This window comes from Accumulibacter sp. (assembly GCF_036625275.1).
Lineage (GTDB): Bacteria > Pseudomonadota > Gammaproteobacteria > Burkholderiales > Rhodocyclaceae > Accumulibacter.
Window position 1 is genome coordinate 21568 of the sequence record NZ_JAZKUD010000022.1, and the last position, 17017, is coordinate 38584.

A 17017-nucleotide genomic window follows, 5' to 3' on the forward strand; every position below is an offset into this window, starting at 1 on the left:
GAGATCTTCTGCCGGCATCCGTCTGGCAGGCCGGCCTGGCCTGGCCGCCACAGACATGCTTGACTTCGCTCGGCACCTGAACTTACTCGACACGGGATGCTCAGAGACTGATTGACAAGAGATGGGTATCCTGGGCGGCGTTCTCCGATGACAGCAATCCGTTCGACCACCGTGCTGGCGCTGGTGGCATGCGCAAGCCTCTTCGCTGCCTGCGCCGGGACGCCGGATGGGCAAGCGGGCGGACTTGTCGAGTCTTGGTCGGCACGCAACCGGGCCGAGCTGATCGAGGCCAGGCTGGTGCCACAGCCGGCCGCTTATGAAATTCTTCGCTTCCAGTGGCTCGACCGCGACCGGCAGCGCGAGGTACTGGCCAAACTCTACCTGCCCGCCGCGACCGCGCGGCACGGCTCGGTGCCGCTGGTGGTCTTCTCGCACGGCATGGGCGGTTCGCGCGAGGGCTACTCCTATCTTGGCGCGAACTGGGCGGCGCACGGCTACGCCAGCCTGCACGTGCAGCACGCCGGCAGCGACAGTCGCTTGTGGAGCGGCAACCCGTTCGGCATGGTGTCCCGACTGCAGGGGGCGGCGGACGAGGCCGAGGCAATCAACCGCGTGCGCGACCTTGGCTTTGCCCTCGACGAGGTGCTCGACGACGCGCAGCTTGCCGGCACGATCGATGCTGCGCGGATTCTCGCTGCCGGTCATTCCTACGGTGCCAACACGGCCTTGCTCGCCGCCGGGGCGGTGTTCGCGCGCCCGCAAGGGGCGCTGAGTTTTCGCGATAGACGCATCGTCGGCGCCGTCCTCATCAGTGCGCCGCCCTTCCATGGCGAGCCCGACCCGGAGGCCGTCGTGCGGCCGATCGGCATCCCGACGCTGCACATTACGGCGCAGGGCGACGAAATCCGGATTCCCGGCTATCGTTCCGACTACGCGGACCGGGTGCGCGTCTTTGCGGCGACCGGCAGTGCGCACAAGGCGCTCGTGGTATTTCGCGACGGCTCGCACAGCATGTTCACCGACCGCCTGGGTTCCGGCGGGCGCGACCTGAATCCGCTCGTCAAGGCAGCGACGGTCGATCTGACGCTGGCTTTCTTCGCGGAGGTGCTGGACGGCACGAGCGGATTGCTCGCCGCGCGCTCGGCGCGTTACGATGGTCTGCTCGCCCGCTTCGAGTCCGAGTCCCGGAGCGTTCCGTGAGCGCGCCTGACGAGGCGCCGCTTCCAGCCCCGACATCCCGGTGCGAGCGGCTCTTCCTGCGCACACTGGCGGCCGGACCGGTTGAGCCACATCGTCGATTGCATGCTGATGATGACGCTCGACCCCTTCCTGATGCAGGGGCGGGACATCGACATCCGACAGTTCGGTCTGCGGGTCGCATTTTCAGTTTCCGTGCCGCCGCCTCGGGCTTTCTGGCGGCAGGCTTCATCGACCGCTGCGAACGCAAACGGGGGCTGGCCAGGCAGATACCTCTCATGTTCCTCCAGCACGGGGTCGAGTGGTCGGCAGAGGATGGCATGCCGATCGTCGGGGTGCTGCTCAGGGGGCGGCCGGCCGGCTTTCCGGTGCCGGGATGCCGGCGCGCAGCAGGCTCAGCGCGGCCAGTCCGAGCGTGCCGGCAATGAGGAATAGCGGCATGTAGCCGACGGCTTTGGCGAGCACGCCGCTGGTGGCGCCGACCAGCCCCGCGAACAGCACCTGCGCGCTCGCCTGCAGGGTGAAGTCGGCGCCCTCGTGCTGCGGGCGGCAGCGCCGCATCATCACGGCGAACAGCGCGACAGTGGACATCCCGTCGGCGACCTGCTCGGCGAGCGCCACCGCATAGACCAGCCTGGCGTTGCCGCCGTGGCCGACCAGGAGTGCCATGGCGGCGATGCCAACCGCCTGCAGCAGGCCGAACAGGAAGAGCGAGCGGTGGGCGCCGAGCCGCGCGTAGAGCGCGCCGCCGAGCGCTGCACCGGCGATGCCGGCGACGCTGCTGACCAGCGTCAACTGCCCGAGCATGGCATTGGTCCAGCCCTGGTCGACCAGCATCGGCTTGATCATCGGCGAGCCCAGCGCATCGCCGAGCTTGAATCCGAGCACGACGGCCAGCCAGGCGAACATCCCGGGCTGGGCGAGCAGCCCGCGGTAGTGCGCGAGCAGCAGGCGCGGTCCGAGCGCCGTCTCGGCGGCACGGGCCGCAGGCGGAATCCGCCGCCGCTCGTCGAAGCGCCAGACCGGCAGGGTGCACAGGACGAGCAGCAGCGTGATTCCGCTGAGGGCGACGTTCCAGCCGAGCGCATCCATGACCAGCAGCAGCCCGCTGCCACTGACGATCATGCCGACCTTGTAGCCGCCCACCTGCAGGCTGTTGCCGAGCCCGCGCCAGCACTCGGGCAGCAGGCGGACGGTCAGACCGTCGGTGGCGATGTCTTGCGTCGCGGCGGCAAGGTTGATGGCCAGGATCAGGCCGAGCAGCAGCGGCAACCCGTTGCCGAAGAGAAGCGCCGGGCTCGCTGCCGCCAGGCTGACGACGCAGAGGATGATCGTCGCCTGCAGCGGCAGGATCCAGCCGCGATGGTGGCCGAGACGAGCGGACGCGATGCGGTCGACCCACGGCGCCCACAGCAGTTTGAGCATCCACGGCAGGGCGAGCAGCTTGAGCAGACCGATCACGGCCAGATCGACACCGTGTTGGCGCAGCAGCACCGGCAGTGCATGCGCGAACAGGCCCGACGGCAGCCCCTGGGCGCAGTACAGGCTGGCGAGCAGGACCAGGGTCGGCGTGTCGGGGCGGGACGACGGGGCGTGGTCGGGTGCGGGTATCACAGAGGCAGCTCGCGGATGCTCATCAATATACTAAGCGGTCTCGGATAAGTTTTCCGACATTCACACGACGGAATTGCTCCCCGTATGGCCGCTGGAATGTCGGAAGACTTTTTGCTGACCGCTTACACCAGCGCCAGCAGGATACTTCTATAAGTAAGCTCGCAATGGCCGTGCATTCTGAAACAGGGTGATGTAATTCCTGAACTGTTCAGTGCGAAAGTAAAATAAGGCGGTTGGGTCCGAAGTGAACCACTTCAATCGGAGCAGCGTATTTTCAACGCTTTCCTGGGGAACAAGCCGGGCATTGCCAAGTGTCATCTCGGAGGGGGCCAGGGGTTCTACAACGGGGTTGAGAATGGGGATGGAATCTTTCAGGAAATGTAATGCACCCGTTGTCGGCATATCGTACATCAAACAAAGATCACAGCTCTCTGCATGCTGCTCCATGCTCTCGTTGGCATTCCTAATCAACTCCGCGGCAGAAACTCCAATATCTCTCTCCAACAGGCTGATGATGGAATAACTCGGTTTGCAGCGTATTTTCAGGGCGATGCCGTGCTCGTTGCACCAGGAAACGATCTGTCGTATTCCGTGCATGTAGGGCTGGTAGCGTGTGAAATAGAACCCGTTGAGTGACAGGGAATTTAGTAACAGAGAAATCGTTCTGATCCCGCTAACGATACTCGAGCTTCTGAAGGTTTCCGGATAAGCGATTTTGAAGTTCAGTACGCTCCTGTGATGGGCATCAAAAATTTCCTGGCCATGTATCGGGTGACTGAGGACCGTGATATTCCTGTATTTGAACTCGAGGTCATTGACACACTTGGAGTGGGGTAAAAGAATGACCGGTAGCGAGTGTTTTTGTGCAAAGGAAATGACCGGGCCATGAAATCCGGCGTCGTGATCGGACAACACTATCCTTGAGGGTTTCGATTCTTTGAAATACCGGGAAAGCTGGTAATAGGTGACCAGTTGGGCGCAGTAGATGTTGTTCAGGTGTCGGGCCTGGCGCTGGCGGTAATTCGGTATGACCAGATAGGGCTGCAATATGCGGTCCAGGGTTTCCGCCAATTGATGGGAGAAATCCTTTATTTTTGTACGGATCTCTTCCGGTAAACTGGAGAGGATTTTTTCGACGCCGACCAGTGCCAGGGTCTTGGTGGCCGGTAATGGGATATTGAAATTCTTCGCCTCGATATTGATCAGCGTTTTTCCGGTCGAGATCAGTTCCTGAAAGAAGTAATTGATATCATACCAGCAGGTCGGTAAATGAATCAGTAGCTGTTCAAGTCCTTCATCGTGATTTTCCGTGGATAATTCAGGAATCAGATGGCTGTCATCATCCTTGCTGCCGTAGGTAAAACCTGAAAATTCGATGTCATTGCATTTCAGGTGCCACAAGAGCAAGATCGACGGAATGAATGAGTTGAAATAATATGAGCCAGGGGTATCACAGATGAAGAGGTGTACCTTGGTTCCGGCCAGTCTGTTGCCAAAATTCGCCCATAGTGCTGCGTACCACTTGAGGGTAATCAAGATGTAATACAGGTTCAGATGCTGCCATCCCTCTATGGATACCTCCGGGACAATATCCCTGACTTCGAGATCAAGTGCCCTTTCCAGCTCGAATGCGGCAGAGTGGGCACTGGCGTCCAGTTCGTGATAGAGCGGGCAATTGTCAAAAGGGATATAAACGATATTCCCCAGTCCGCTCGACGAGATTGGGTCAACCAGGATCGGGTCGAATGTGTAAACGGTATACGAGGACAGGTTCCTGGCGATCTGTATGGCTGGGGGAATGTCGGCAGCATTGATGATGATGATCGAGTTTTCCATCGCAAGATTCTTCTATTCGCGCAACTTGTCGCGCAACTGCGCGTACGCTTCCCTGTAATCGTGAAACCCTTGCTCCTTCATCGCGATTTTCAGCGCGTCGCTCAGCACAGCCTCGAACTTGAACTGATTCAGGCGGCTATTTGACCAGGCACAGTCGAAGGTGTTGTAAGCGCGTACACGCCACCTGGGATCGACCGTCAGTAATATGGACGCAATACGTTCCATCAGGAAGACTTTTCTTTGCACGGAGCCGGGGTAGGCTGTTTCGACCGTCAGTAATCGTTTCAGCGCGCTGTCCTCTCCTTCGCAGATCGAGAACAACTGCTCGTTGAGATCGAGCCAGGCACGCCAGAACGCAGGACGCGCGACAAAAAAATTGCTGAAAATGATCTGCCGTGAATCCATGACCAGCGGCGCCAGACCGATGGGCATGCCAATTGCCGCAAGGAAGGCCTCGCTGGCTGCGATGAAGCCCGGTGAAAACAGTTCCTCCTGTTCGAATACATTGAGGAAAAAAGCTCCCATGTCAGGTTGCGGGCTGAATGAAACCACCTCCGTGTCTGTACCGGCTGCTTGCACGAAGGCTTTCACCTGGGCATGGCCCAGTCCGGTCTTTTCCTGAAAGCGTGGTGAGAAGAAACCATAATACGCACGCTCTTCGAGATTTCCATCGATCAGGAACCTGCGAATTGGCCAATACTCACGCCAATCATTGCGGGGGCTATTGACATTGTCCAGGATCAGGTATCCCGGAGGGACTTCAGCGAGGGTCGTTTCAGAGTAGGCGATATGATAGAGATAAACCGGATGAAACGCAGGACTCATCACTTGCGTCGGGTCAGTAATTTTTCCGGTTTGCATCAGCCGTCCGTTACCGCCTTGACCACATATTGAAATGGAACGGCGTCCTGTAGGGCCATCTCGGGATCGTTACCGGAGGCACGCGCCATTTGCCGAATCGCTGCTGCCATTTCATCGCTAGGTTGATCGAGGAGACGGGCAATCATGTTGAGCACCTGGAAGCCGTGCGAATGGAACAGATCGATGATGGTCAGGCGGGTAAGCCAGCGAATATGGGTGCGGTCGAACAGACCTGAGTCCTGATAGATGAACAGACCGGCGTTGAGCCGGGACTGGACGCCCCAGTATTGTGCATTCGGAATGCAGGCAATCACTTCGGTGCTGCTGCGCGCATTGGCCTGGATGCGCTCCAGCAGTCGCCATGGATCGTAAAGATGCTCCAAAGCGTCGGCAAATATCCAGCAGTCGGCATCACTCAACTGCTGGAATGATTCGTCAGAGAGATCTTCGACATTGCCATGGATCACCTCGGTGCAATGTTGCCTAGACGCTTCGGCGTAGCCCGCATCGATTTCTATGCCCACATAGCGGCAGCCAGGGTTGATGCCGCGATAGGCACGCGCCAGAGCACCGCTGCTGGAGCCCACTTCCACGACAAAGGTATAGTCGCTACGCATGAAGCCGAGAACATCCGGATTGTGAATGTAATTTATTGGGGTTTGTCCCATGGTTTGTGCTGGGTGCACGGTGGTCCTTTCAAGGAGTCCGAATTTTCCTCACCTTGGCGATGAAGTTGCCGGTGGATGCCTGGTCAATTGCAACAACCGGCTTTCCAGATTGCGTACGAACAAGGGGGTATCGAACAGCACTCCCTGAGTGCGCTCCCTGACCAGGTGGGCCCGCATCCGTTGGCATTCGGTTCGATGGTGACCCAGGGCAACTGCTTTTTCTTCATAGTCACTGAGCTGGTAGGTAATGAGTTCCCCGAGATTGGCTGCGGTCAGCAGGGCACCGGCCATACGGGACGCAAAGGTACGTCCACTCCGGGTCAGGACCGGCAGGCCCATCCATAGGGCGTCGTTCGCGGTCGTGCCCGCATTGAACGGGAAGGTGTCAAGGAACAGGTCCGCAATCTGGTAGCGAGCCAGATAGTTTTCCGGGGCAACCCGCTCGGTGAAGATCAGGCGGGAGGGTTCGATGCCCTGATGGATGGCTTCCCGGCGCAGGTTTTCTTCGGCCCAGGGATTGTCGGCCAGTAACCACAACACGCTGCCGGACACGCGGCGCAGAATGTTCATCCAGACGCTGAACATTTCGGGGGTGAACTTGAAGTTATTGTTGAATGAGCAGTACACAAAGCACTCTTCCGGCAGCCCGCAGCTCGCCCGGCTAGGGGTGGGGCCCAGCGCGCGCTTGCGGTCGCTGACCTGATAGATGTCGGGCATGTAGAGGGGCTTTTCGGAATAGTAGCGGGCTTCCTCTTCGGGGATGAGGAAGCGGTCGGCAATGACGTAGTCGATGAACGGGAGGCCGGTAGTAGCGGGCAGGCCGAGATAGGTGATCTGGATGGGCGCCGGCCGGTAGGCCAGCATGTTCATGCGGGCACCGGCAGTCTGGCCCTGCAGGTCTACCAGAATATCGATCTCGTGTTCCCGAATCAGGCAAGCCGCTTGCTCGTCGCCGAGTTGATCGATACGTTGGAAGTGATCCATGGCGGCAATCACCCGCCTGCGCACTTCCGAGCCGTCCTCCGGGCTCCAGCAATACGCGTAGACCTCGAATTTCTCGCGGTCATGGGATTCGAACATCTCTACCATCAGCATGGCGACCGGATGCAGGCAGAAATCCGAGGAGCAATAGCCGATGCGGATTTTTGGGTGTCCGTAGCCTCCTGGCTTGGCGAGAGAGGGCAGATCCTTGAGTACCTTTTTGTCCGCATAGCGTCGCGAGGCGGCCAGTTGTACCGCAGGATCGTCGGTCATCGCGAGCATGGCCAAGGCGGAGGTGGAATTCTCCATCAGTTCCGGGCTGACTTTGCCGGTGGTTCGATAAACGGGCCAACAGCATTGTTTCATGCGCAGAAATACCCAGTGGTGGAGTACATCCGACTGGGTGGGATCGATCGACAGACTCCTGTCGAGATAGTCCGTGGCATCCCGATATTCTTTTTTGATCTCCAGCACCCGGCCAAGATTGTTCAGGGCAAGAAGCAGGAAAACCTTGTATTCATCCGTGTCGGCGGGAACATTGTGCTCGACCCACCGCCACTCTTCGACCGCCTGGTCCAGCAAGCCCCTACGCTCAAGGACCAGCCCAAGGTTGAGTCGGGGCTGAATGAAGCCAGGAGACAGGGCGATCGCCTGCCGGTAGGCCTCTTCGGAAGCCGCCAGATCCCCGAGATTCGACAGCGTTGCGCCGAGGTTGAAGTACGCCGCGTGGGCGTGCGTTGAAGGGGTTCTTTTGAGCCAGGTCTGATAGAGGATCGCTGCCAGGGGAGCGCGCTGCTCCTGCTCCAGTTTGCTGCACTGGTCGATGAGTTGCAGCAGTTCGAGTTGTCCGTTCCATGCCTGCATCAGCAGAGAAACAAATACATCGTCGCGCACTACGCCACTCTCCTCAAGGCCGCCGTCCCGGATTAACTGTTATAACGAGCCTGGATTATATCCTGAAAACAGGTCTCGGCGGTCTTTGCAGGATAATCATAACTGATTGTAATCATTGAACAAGATGATTTATTCAAGCAGTACGTTGGTGCGCGGATCGGGCGACAAATGGATAAAAAAGCGGGGCCAGTGAGGCCCCGCTGCATGGCTGAACCGCTGCTTGCGCTGCTTAATGACCTGTCGCGAGCATGCCCTTGGTGATCGCATCCAGGCTTGGCGGATTGGTCAGCGAGTTGGTCGCCACCGTCTGTGAGGCCTGGGACGCACCGAACGGATTGCCGTTCGGGTCGTATTGCTGCAGCAAGGCCGCAATGCTTGCCTGCGGGGCGAGTTGAGGCAGGAGGCTGGTACCCAGGGCGTTCGGGTCGGGCGCTGCCTGTCCGGTGTTGAACGACGAGATGGCCTGCAGCAGGTTGCCCACATTCGCTCTGAGATCCACCGCTGCTGCCGCAGTGGTAGGCGGTGCTGCCTGGCTTGCAATGCTCCTGTCGGTTGCGAACCAGACATCGGCCATCTCGTGATTTGCCCCATCAACGGTCTGGTAACTGGAAATCAGTCCGACCAGATTGCCCGCATCCATCACTGCAGTTCCGGTCGCGTTCAGGTCGAGTTTGACGATTTCCAGCGACTCGAGGGAGCGCAGTTCTCCGGACTGGCTGATCCCGTCCGAATTGCCGTCTACCCAGACTGCCAGATCCGACCAATGTTCGTCTGCTGAGCTGATGACACCGTCGGCATTGCTGTCCATTTCACTCAGGGCGACATAGCCGTCTGCAGCCTTTTCGCCGTTGGCCAGCGTGACCGACGATCCGAACAATTCACCGCCGTCGTTGATGGTGCCATCGCCGTTGCGGTCCATGACCAGGAGACCGTCACCGCTGGCAACCCAGCCGGTATGAACCTTGTTGCCGGTCGCCAACAGGTCGAACTGAACGCCTGACGAAATGCTTTGCGACAGTTTGCCATCTTCGTTGAGGTCAAGAATCAGTGGCGTGGAAGCCAAGTTGACCTGTGCCGTGGTCAGGGCTGCGGTTTGCGTCGTCGTCAGGAACATCCCCTTGAGGGCATAGGTCTGAGCCGTGCTCATGGCAGCGAGCTGGCTGAGGGTCAGGACGGGAACCTGAGCGGCGGTGAGTGCGGCGAGTTGGGTGGTGCTGAGTGCTGCGACATCAGCGGCTTCCATGGCTTTCACCTGGGCGGTGGTGAGGCCATTGGCGATCTGGGTGACCGTGAGTGCGGCAACCTGCGCGGTGGTCAGCGCGACGATCTGGCTGGTCCGCAGAGCTGCGATATCGGCGGCTTCCATCGCGCTCACCTGGGCCGTGGTGAGGCCGCTGGCGATCTGAGTGGCGGTGATCGCGCCGACCTGGGTCGTGGTCAGCGCGACGATCTGGCTGGTGCCAAGATTGGCAATCTGACTGTTGGCGAGGGCAGCGATCTGGCTGGTCTTCAGTACCGCGACATCAGTCGCCTCGATCGCTTGCAGTTGGGTGGTGGTGAGGCCGTTGACGAGTTGATTGGTGGTCAGGGCGCGGACCTGCGCCGTGGTCAGTGCGACGACCTGGGCGGTGTCGAGACTGGCGACCTGAGAGGTGGTGAGTGCGGCGACCTGCGCTGTGCCGATCCCTGCAATCTGGCTGGTGCGCAGGACGATGGCGATCTGGCTGGTGGTGAGCGCGGCGACCTGGCTGGTTTTGAATGCTGAGACATCGGTGGCATCCATGGTGCTCAGCTGGTTGGTGGTGAGGCCGTTGGCAATCTGATTGACGGTGAGTGCGCCGATCTGTGAAGAAGTCAGTGCCGCGAACTGGGAGGTGCCGAGGTTGGCGATCTGACTGGTGGCAAGGGCGGCGATCTGGCTGCTCTTGAGTGCCGCGACATCCGTCGCCTCAATCGCTTGCAGTTGGGTGCTGGTGAGGCCATTGACAAGCTGATTGGTGGTCAGTGCGCGGACCTGCGCGGTGGTCAGAGCGACAATCTGGGCGGTGCCGAGACCGGCGATCTGGGCGGTGGTTAGGGCGGCGACCTGCGACGTGCCGATCCCGGCGATCTGGCTGCTGCCAAGGACGATGGCGATCTGGCTGCTGGTGAGCGCGACCAGCTGGCTGGTCTTGAGTGCCGCGACATCGCGGGTTTCCAGGGCCGTCAGCTGGTTGCTGGTGAGGCCGTTGATGAGCTGGTTGGTGGTGAGGGCACGGACCTGTGACGAAGTCAGCGCGACGATCTGGCTGGTGCCGAGGTTGGCGATCTGAGTGGTGGTGAGGGCGGCCACCTGGCTGCTCTTGAGCGCCGCGACATCGGCGGTTTCCATCGCTGCCAGTTGGGCGGTGGTGAGGCCATTGACGAGCTGATTGGTGGTGAATGCGGGGATCTGCGCCGAGGTCAGCGCGGCGATCTGGGCGGTGCCAAGACCGGCGATCTGGGCGGTGGTGAGGGCGGCGACCTGCGCCGTTCTGATGGCAGCGATCTGGCTGCTGCCAAAGACAATCGCGATCTGGCTGCTGGTGAGCGCGGCCACCTGGACGGTCTTGAGTGCCGCCACATCGCGGGTTTCCAGGACCGTCAGCTGGTTGCTGGTGAGGCCGTTGATGAGCTGGTTGGTGGTGAGCGCGGCGACCTGCGACGAAGTCAGCGCGACGATCTGGCTGGTGCCGAGGTTGGCGATCTGAGTGGTGGTGAGGGCGGCCACCTGGCTGCTCTTGAGCGCCGCGACATCGGCGGTTTCCATCACCGCCAGTTGGGCGGTGGTGAGGCCATTGACGAGCTGATTGGTGGTGAATGCGGGGATCTGCGCTGAGGCCAGCGCGGCGATCTGGGCGGTGCCGAGGCTGGCGATCTGGGCGGTGGTGAGGGCGGCGATCTGCGCCGTTCTGATGGCAGCGATCTGGCTGCTGCCCAAGACAATCGCGATCTGGCTGCTGGTGAGCGCGGCTACCTGGACGGTCTTGAGTGCGGCCACATCACGGGTTTCCAGGACCGTCAGCTGATTGCTGGTGAGGCCGTTGATGAGCTGATTGGTGGTGAGCGCGGCGACCTGCGACGAAGTCAGCGCGACGATCTGGCTGGTGCCGAGGTTGGCGATCTGAGTGGTGGTGAGGGCGGCCACCTGACTGGTCTTGAGCGCCGCGACATCGGCGGTTTCCATCGCCGCCAGTTGGGCGGTGGTGAGGCCATTGACGAGCTGATTGGTGGTCAGGGCGCGGATCTGTGCCGAAGCCAGCGCGGCGATCTGGGCGGTGCCGAGGCCGGCGATCTGGGCGGTGGTGAGGGCGGCGACCTGCGACGTTCTGATGGCAGCGATCTGGCTGCTGCCAAGGACGATGGCGATCTGGCTGCTGGTGAGCGCGGCCACCTGGACGGTCTTGAGTGCGGCCACATCACGGGTTTCCAGGACTGTCAGCTGGTTGCTGGTGAGGCCGTTGATGAGCTGATTGGTGGTGAGCGCGGCGACCTGCGACGAAGTCAGTGCGACGACCTGGCTGGTGCCGAGGTTGGCGATCTGAGTGGTGGTAAGGGCGGCCACCTGACTGGTCTTGAGCGCCGCGACATCGGCGGTTTCCATCGCCGCCAGTTGGGCGGTGGTGAGGCCATTGACGAGCTGATTGGTGGTCAGGGCGCGGATCTGTGCCGAAGCCAGCGCGGCGATCTGGGCGGTGCCGAGGCCGGCGATCTGGGCGGTGGTGAGGGCGGCGACCTGCGACGTTCTGATGGCAGCGATCTGGCTGCTGCCAAGGACGATGGCGATCTGGCTGCTGGTGAGCGCGGCCACCTGGACGGTCTTGAGTGCGGCCACATCACGGGTTTCCAGGACTGTCAGCTGGTTGCTGGTGAGGCCGTTGATGAGCTGATTGGTGGTGAGCGCGGCGACCTGCGACGAAGTCAGTGCGACGATCTGGCTGGTGCCGAGGGTGGCGATCTGAGTGGTGGTGAGGGCGGCCACCTGACTGGTCTTGAGCGCCGCGACATCAGCGGTTTCCATCGCTGCCAGTTGGGCGGTGGTGAGGCCATTGACGAGCTGATTGGTCGTCAGTGCAGCGACTTGCGCCGTGGTCATCGCCATGATCTGGGCGGCGCTGAGGCCGGCGGCGATCTGGCTGGTGGAGAGTTCCCGGATCTCGCTGGTCGTCAGTGCGGCGATTTGCCCGGCATCCAGAGTACTGATCTGCGTGGTCGTAAGGGACGTAATGATTGACATCTATTTTTCCTCGGAGGCTTTTCTTGCCCTGAGAAAAGTCTCGAAAGTAAATTGACTATGCGCAAGGGCGTTTTTTCGGATGCCGGTCGAGCACATCGAAACGCGTCGGACGATTAGGTCATCGGCCTGCGTCAGGAAAACTTTAGCCAACTATTTCACAGATCCAGTCTTTTTTTGCCCGCGCCTGAACACGGCTCGTGCAGGGTTTGCCAAGCTTGCCAGAAGCAGGTTGTCGAGCCTGCCTGGTCAGGATTGGTCTGCTTTCGGTTTCGCATCGTGGGTTGCCGCGGCGTCTGCCGCTGCTCACTGGGCGGGCTGGATACTCGCTGGTGGCACGGTAATTCCCAGTGACACGAGGTCCAGGCCGGCCTGTTCGAACTGGCTGCGCAGGACTGCGGCGTCGCTGCGCAATCGCGCGCGGGTCTCGGCGTCGGGGGCAAACACGGCGAGCGTGATCTGCCTGCCCTGGATGTGCAAGCGGGCATCGACCTCACCGAGTTGGGGAAGCGTCAGACGCAGCCGCGTCTGCCACTTTTCACCGTTCCCGTCGGAATCGGCAGCGCCGCCACCCCTGCTGCCACGGTGGTCAATCTCGTTGGCAATCTCCCACCGGATTTGCTGACCGGGCCAGATCTGTCCCTGCCATGAAAAATTCTGGGTGGCGAAGGCTTCGAGTTGCTGCTGAACGATTGCCTGTGCGTGTGGGGCGACGGGTTGCGAAGGCTGTGCGGATGGGGGAGGCTGGGAAGTTTGGGAAGACTGGGCCGACTGGCTGCTAGCAGGGTTCAGATCCACTGGCCTGGCCTGTGCCTGGGTGGCTTCCACGGCGCTGCCTGACATGGCCGGTGGTTCGGCAGCCTGAGGGAACTCCTGCAGGGTCACGACCGAGGTAGCCGCAAGCCGGGGCGCCGTGACTGGCTGCTCGGCCAACACTGGAGCCGGTCTTCCCTCTGGCTCTTGCAGCAGTGATACTGACTGGCGGGTGGCGGGACTCGGGTCTACCGGCCTGGTCTGTGCTTGCGTGGCCTCCACGGCGGGGTCTGTCATGCCGTGGGGTTCTGACGATTCCTGTGCAGCCGTGATCTGGGGAGCCGCTTCTAGTGGTGCGGCCACCAGGGAAGCCGATTTCCCCTGCACTTCCTGCAATCGGGGTGCCGGCTCGCTGATGGAGCGGTTCAGGTCTGCCGGCCTGACCTGCCCTGAGGTGATCCCGACGGAGGCGTCTGGCATGGTGAGAGGCTCGGCAACCGGGAATGATGCCTGCGTGGCCGCAACCTGGGAAGCTGTGAGCTGTTTTGCTGCGACCAGGGGAGCCAGCTTCCCTTGTGGCTCCTGCAGCAATTGCGCCTTGCTGTAGCGGCCCTCGACCCATTCTGCCTGATGCGATTCGTAAAACATGCCGCTCTTGCTGATCGCCTCCTTGAGTAGCGGCAGCAGCTCCTGGGCGTTAGCCGGCGGGCTGGCGGCGATCGGCTGATTGCCGTTGAGTGGCAGCGCCGTGGGACTGTTGCTGCGCGACCCGCCAAGCAGATCGCTGATCAATTGCCCGGTACGGCTCAGACTGGTAGTGGCCGCTTCGATGCCACTCCGGCCGCCGTCGGCTCCTGCTTTTGCCAGCACTGCCAGAGTCAGCTTGCCGTTGCTCTCGGCGACCTCCAGCTCGATCGCATCGCCGCTTTGGGCGGCAAAGGGCAGGGTAAGGGTGACGCTGCGCTGGTTAATCAGCGCACGGTACGAGCCGTTCGGCAGCAGCGACTGGATTTCAGCCAACAAGCGCTGTCCGACGACGAGGCCGGACAGTTTGTCGGTAATCTCCTGTCCCGGCGGCGTCTGCCGCAGGGTGAGATCGGCAATCGGCTGTAGACGGTTGGTGATGTCGGGGCGGATCATGGCCGTTACTGTGAAAGTCGCGTCAGCGACTCACGAATCTCCCCTCTCACTCGCGGGGGGCGAAGGCGGGGTTTCGCGGAGCACTGCTCCGTGCCGCCGTAGCCGGCCCGCGATGCCGCGCGGGCCGTGGGGGGGGTGGGGGGCGAGATGGGGAATTCGCGGAGCATGCTCCGCGCCCATCGAGCGATTCCGGTTTGCCCGCCGGGATGCGTCCTGCAAGGGAGGGAAACGGTCATGACTTTCCTGATCGGATGTGTCTCGAAAAGTCATGGCCGTTACTGTGAGAGTCGCTCAGATCTCTCGCAGGACGACGCGCAGTTCATTCAGGCGGGCCTCGACCAGCGGGCGGATGCGCGCATCGCAGCGCTGGCAATTCTCGATCAGCGTGCGCGCACGCACGGCCGCCGCAGGTGCGATCTGGCCTGTCAGGTTGTTTGGCAGGCTGTCGGTCAGGGCCCGGCGTTCGGCCTCGTGCCTGGACAGCAATTCCCAGTCACCGTCTTCGGCAGCGCTGAGCATCGCCTCGGCAAGCGCCAGCAGCTGCTCAAGTGATCTCAGCGAGGAAGTCATGCGACAGCTCTTTGCCGCGCCTGGGGTGAGATTTCCCGCCAGGCACCATGAATCTCTTCGAGCAGAGCTGCGACTTCCTCGAGCGCGCGCAGATCGTTGTCGAGATTGGCGCGCAGCAGGCGCAGCACCATGTAGTCGTAAAGGGCATGGAGGCGCTCGGCGAGTTCGCCGCCTTGTTCCAGGTCGAGGCTGACCTTGAGGCCGTTGCCGATGATGTCGATGGCCTTGGAAATGGCTTCCCCCTTGGCGGCGATCTGTTGTTGCTGCATGGCAGCGCGGGCCTTGCCGATAGCGGTCTGGGCGCCGGCGAAGAGCAGCAGAATTAGCCGGTACGGGTCGGCCACCTCGATGGCTGCATCGATACCTACCTTCTGATAGGCTGAAATCGCGTTGCGTGCATTGCCGAACATTGCGGGCTCCTGGTGGATGAAACTAACGATTAACTATTATTGTACTTGGGCAGGTTGGCGAGCTGTTGCGTCAGGAAAGTGCTGGTCGTGGTCATTCCTGCGATGAGCGTGTCGAGTGAGGTGAACTGCTTGCGATAGCGCGCTTCGATATCGACCAGCCGATCCGATATCACCGTCGATTGCTTGCCGAGGTTGACGATCGACGAATTGAGTCCGTCGCTGCGGGCGGCAATCAGGCCACCACTACCGACCAGTCCGTCGGCCGCGCTCTTGACCGCGCTGCCGTAGGCGGCGACCAGGTTGGCGACGCCGTTGAAATCCTTGCCGATGGCCGTGCTCAGCTTGGCGGCATCGACGGTCAGCGTGCCGTCCTTCTGCAGGCTGACACCGATGTCCGACAGACGTTGCAGGCTGGCGCCGGCGAGTGCAGAGGGAACCTCGCCAAGTGCGGTGCGGAAAAAATTCTGCGCCGTCCGTAGCGTGCTGTCGCCGTTGAGCGTGCCGGCTTTCTTGCTGGCTGCATCGTAACTGCCGAGATTCCTGGCGGTGCTCTGGAATTCGTTGATCGCCTTGACCAGCGCGTTGACGCCGGTGGTCAGGCTGGAATTGTCCTTGCTGATCGTCAGCGTGGTGCTGAGCGAGGTCGCGGGCGCTTCCGGGCCTTTCAGCAGATTCAGGGTGATGCCGTCGATCGCCGTCGTCACGGTGTTGGTTGCGGACGATACCGCAACGCCATTCAGGGTGAAGGTGGCGCCGAGTGCAGCGTGCGTCTGGGTAAAGGTATCCGCCGGCTCGACCGGGTCCGAGCGGGTATTGGACGGGGCGGCACTCCCCGACAATTCGATGAACTGGTTGCTGCCGCCGGCATCGCTGGTCAACACGAGCTGTTTACCGGAGGTGCCGTCGATGACCTCTGCCGTCACGCCTGCGCTCGCGCTGTTGATGGCGTCGCGCATCATTTCCGGGGTGGAGTCAGCGGCGATGGTGACATCCGTGGTCTTGTGGATATTGGAACCATCGCTGTCGCCGAGCTGGATGGTCAGCGTGCCGCTGACCGGCAGGGTGCCGCCGACCCCGGAAAATACGCCGCTGTCCGTGCTGACGCTGTGGTGCCTGGCCTCTGGAGCGACGTAGGACAGGCCCGTACTTCCAGAAATTTTGATCACCTGGTTGCTGCCGGCGGTATCGCTGGTCAACAGGAGTTGCTTGCCATCGGTCCCATTGATCACCAGCGCCGCAACACCGGCGTTGGCGGCATTGATCGCGTCGCGGATGGCCTCCGGCGTGGCGTCATCGGCGATGGTGATGTCGGTCGTTTTGCCCACGGTGACGCCGTCCGCGGTGCCCAGTGCGAGGGTCAGCGTACCGCCCTGCGGGAGGGTTCCGTTGGTCCCCGAAAAGGGCGAACTGGCTCCGCTGGGGGTGGCGATGCTGTGCTGCGTGGCAAGTTGGGTCACGGCCAGACTATAGGTCCCGGCTACCGCGCTTGATGTCGTGGTGGCCGAAGCGATCGTCGCGTCGGCTACCGACGTTCTCAAAACCGTGAATTTCTGCGCCGCCGTCGTGCCACTGACGGGCACCAGGTTCCCTGCGGCCGTTTGCATGGCCGAAATCGTCCCCTGCAGCGATCCGAGCGCCGAGATCTTGGCCTGAAAGCCGGCCTGCTTCTGTGCCAGAACGGTCAGCGGTCGTTTCTCCACCGCCATCAACTGGCTGACGATACTGTTTACATCGAGGTTCGAGCCGAGGCCCGGTGACGAAACCGCCATGGTATTCTCCTGCGGCTGTGCGCTGCGAACTGCGAGCGAGGAAGCGGTTAATGTAAAAGTCGCGTCAGCGAC

At 61.4% G+C, this 17017-nt stretch carries 11 protein-coding genes; 1 reads left to right on the forward strand and 10 read right to left on the reverse strand.

Annotation, left to right across the window (positions count from 1 at the left end; all coding sequences use genetic code 11):
• Window positions 1-147 precede the first annotated feature (147 nt).
• A complete protein-coding gene (locus V5B39_RS09730) occupies window positions 148-1200 on the forward strand; it encodes an alpha/beta hydrolase family protein (protein WP_332342695.1) in 1053 nt (350 codons plus the stop codon).
• Between the two features lie 339 nt (window positions 1201-1539).
• On the opposite strand, the gene V5B39_RS09735 is transcribed toward V5B39_RS09730, so the two are convergent.
• The 10 genes from V5B39_RS09735 to fliD all read right to left on the reverse strand — a co-directional run bounded on the left by V5B39_RS09735 (window position 1540) and on the right by fliD (window position 16945).
• Window positions 1540-2811, reverse strand: a complete 1272-nt coding sequence (locus V5B39_RS09735; protein WP_332342696.1) for an MFS transporter — start codon at window positions 2809-2811, stop codon at window positions 1540-1542.
• A 147-nt stretch (window positions 2812-2958) separates the two neighbouring features.
• Window positions 2959-4647, reverse strand: a complete 1689-nt coding sequence (locus V5B39_RS09740) for a hypothetical protein (RefSeq protein WP_332342697.1) — start codon at window positions 4645-4647, stop codon at window positions 2959-2961.
• A gap of 12 nt (window positions 4648-4659) precedes the next feature.
• Window positions 4660-5508: a hypothetical protein gene (locus tag V5B39_RS09745; protein WP_332342698.1), complete on the reverse strand. Its 849-nt coding sequence runs from the start codon at window positions 5506-5508 to the stop codon at window positions 4660-4662.
• Window positions 5508-6176, reverse strand: coding sequence for a class I SAM-dependent methyltransferase (locus tag V5B39_RS09750; RefSeq protein ID WP_332342699.1), 669 nt, complete (start codon window positions 6174-6176; stop codon window positions 5508-5510). The genes V5B39_RS09745 and V5B39_RS09750 overlap by 1 nt, the downstream gene beginning before the upstream one ends.
• 48 nt (window positions 6177-6224) lie before the next feature.
• Window positions 6225-8051, reverse strand: a complete 1827-nt coding sequence (locus V5B39_RS09755) for a tetratricopeptide repeat protein (protein WP_332342700.1) — start codon at window positions 8049-8051, stop codon at window positions 6225-6227.
• 229 nt (window positions 8052-8280) lie between these two features.
• A complete protein-coding gene (locus V5B39_RS09760) occupies window positions 8281-12306 on the reverse strand; it encodes a beta strand repeat-containing protein (RefSeq protein ID WP_332342701.1) in 4026 nt (1341 codons plus the stop codon).
• Between the two features lie 303 nt (window positions 12307-12609).
• Window positions 12610-14196, reverse strand: a complete 1587-nt coding sequence (locus V5B39_RS09765) for a flagellar hook-length control protein FliK (protein ID WP_332342702.1) — start codon at window positions 14194-14196, stop codon at window positions 12610-12612.
• A gap of 291 nt (window positions 14197-14487) precedes the next feature.
• On the reverse strand, window positions 14488-14766 hold the full coding sequence (locus V5B39_RS09770; protein ID WP_332342703.1) for a flagellar protein FliT: 279 nt from the start codon (window positions 14764-14766) through the stop codon (window positions 14488-14490).
• Window positions 14763-15176, reverse strand: a complete 414-nt coding sequence (fliS, locus tag V5B39_RS09775) for a flagellar export chaperone FliS (protein ID WP_332342704.1) — start codon at window positions 15174-15176, stop codon at window positions 14763-14765. The genes V5B39_RS09770 and fliS overlap by 4 nt, the downstream gene beginning before the upstream one ends.
• Window positions 15177-15205: 29 nt before the next feature.
• Window positions 15206-16945, reverse strand: coding sequence for a flagellar filament capping protein FliD (fliD, locus tag V5B39_RS09780; RefSeq protein ID WP_332342705.1), 1740 nt, complete (start codon window positions 16943-16945; stop codon window positions 15206-15208).
• Between the last annotated feature and the right edge of the window lie 72 nt (window positions 16946-17017).

Bases quoted from the DNA above. Each gene is read 5' to 3' on its own strand.
- V5B39_RS09730 (WP_332342695.1), top strand. From the start codon at position 148: ATGACAGCAATCCGTTCGACCACCGTGCTGGCGCTGGTGGCATGCGCA.
- V5B39_RS09740 (WP_332342697.1), bottom strand. From the start codon at position 4,647: ATGGAAAACTCGATCATCATCATCAATGCTGCCGACATTCCCCCAGCC.
- V5B39_RS09745 (WP_332342698.1), bottom strand. From the start codon at position 5,508: ATGCAAACCGGAAAAATTACTGACCCGACGCAAGTGATGAGTCCTGCG.
- V5B39_RS09750 (WP_332342699.1), bottom strand. From the start codon at position 6,176: ATGGGACAAACCCCAATAAATTACATTCACAATCCGGATGTTCTCGGC.
- V5B39_RS09760 (WP_332342701.1), bottom strand. From the start codon at position 12,306: ATGTCAATCATTACGTCCCTTACGACCACGCAGATCAGTACTCTGGAT.
- V5B39_RS09765 (WP_332342702.1), bottom strand. From the start codon at position 14,196: ATGATCCGCCCCGACATCACCAACCGTCTACAGCCGATTGCCGATCTC.
- V5B39_RS09770 (WP_332342703.1), bottom strand. From the start codon at position 14,766: ATGACTTCCTCGCTGAGATCACTTGAGCAGCTGCTGGCGCTTGCCGAG.
- fliS (WP_332342704.1), bottom strand. From the start codon at position 15,176: ATGTTCGGCAATGCACGCAACGCGATTTCAGCCTATCAGAAGGTAGGT.
- fliD (WP_332342705.1), bottom strand. From the start codon at position 16,945: ATGGCGGTTTCGTCACCGGGCCTCGGCTCGAACCTCGATGTAAACAGT.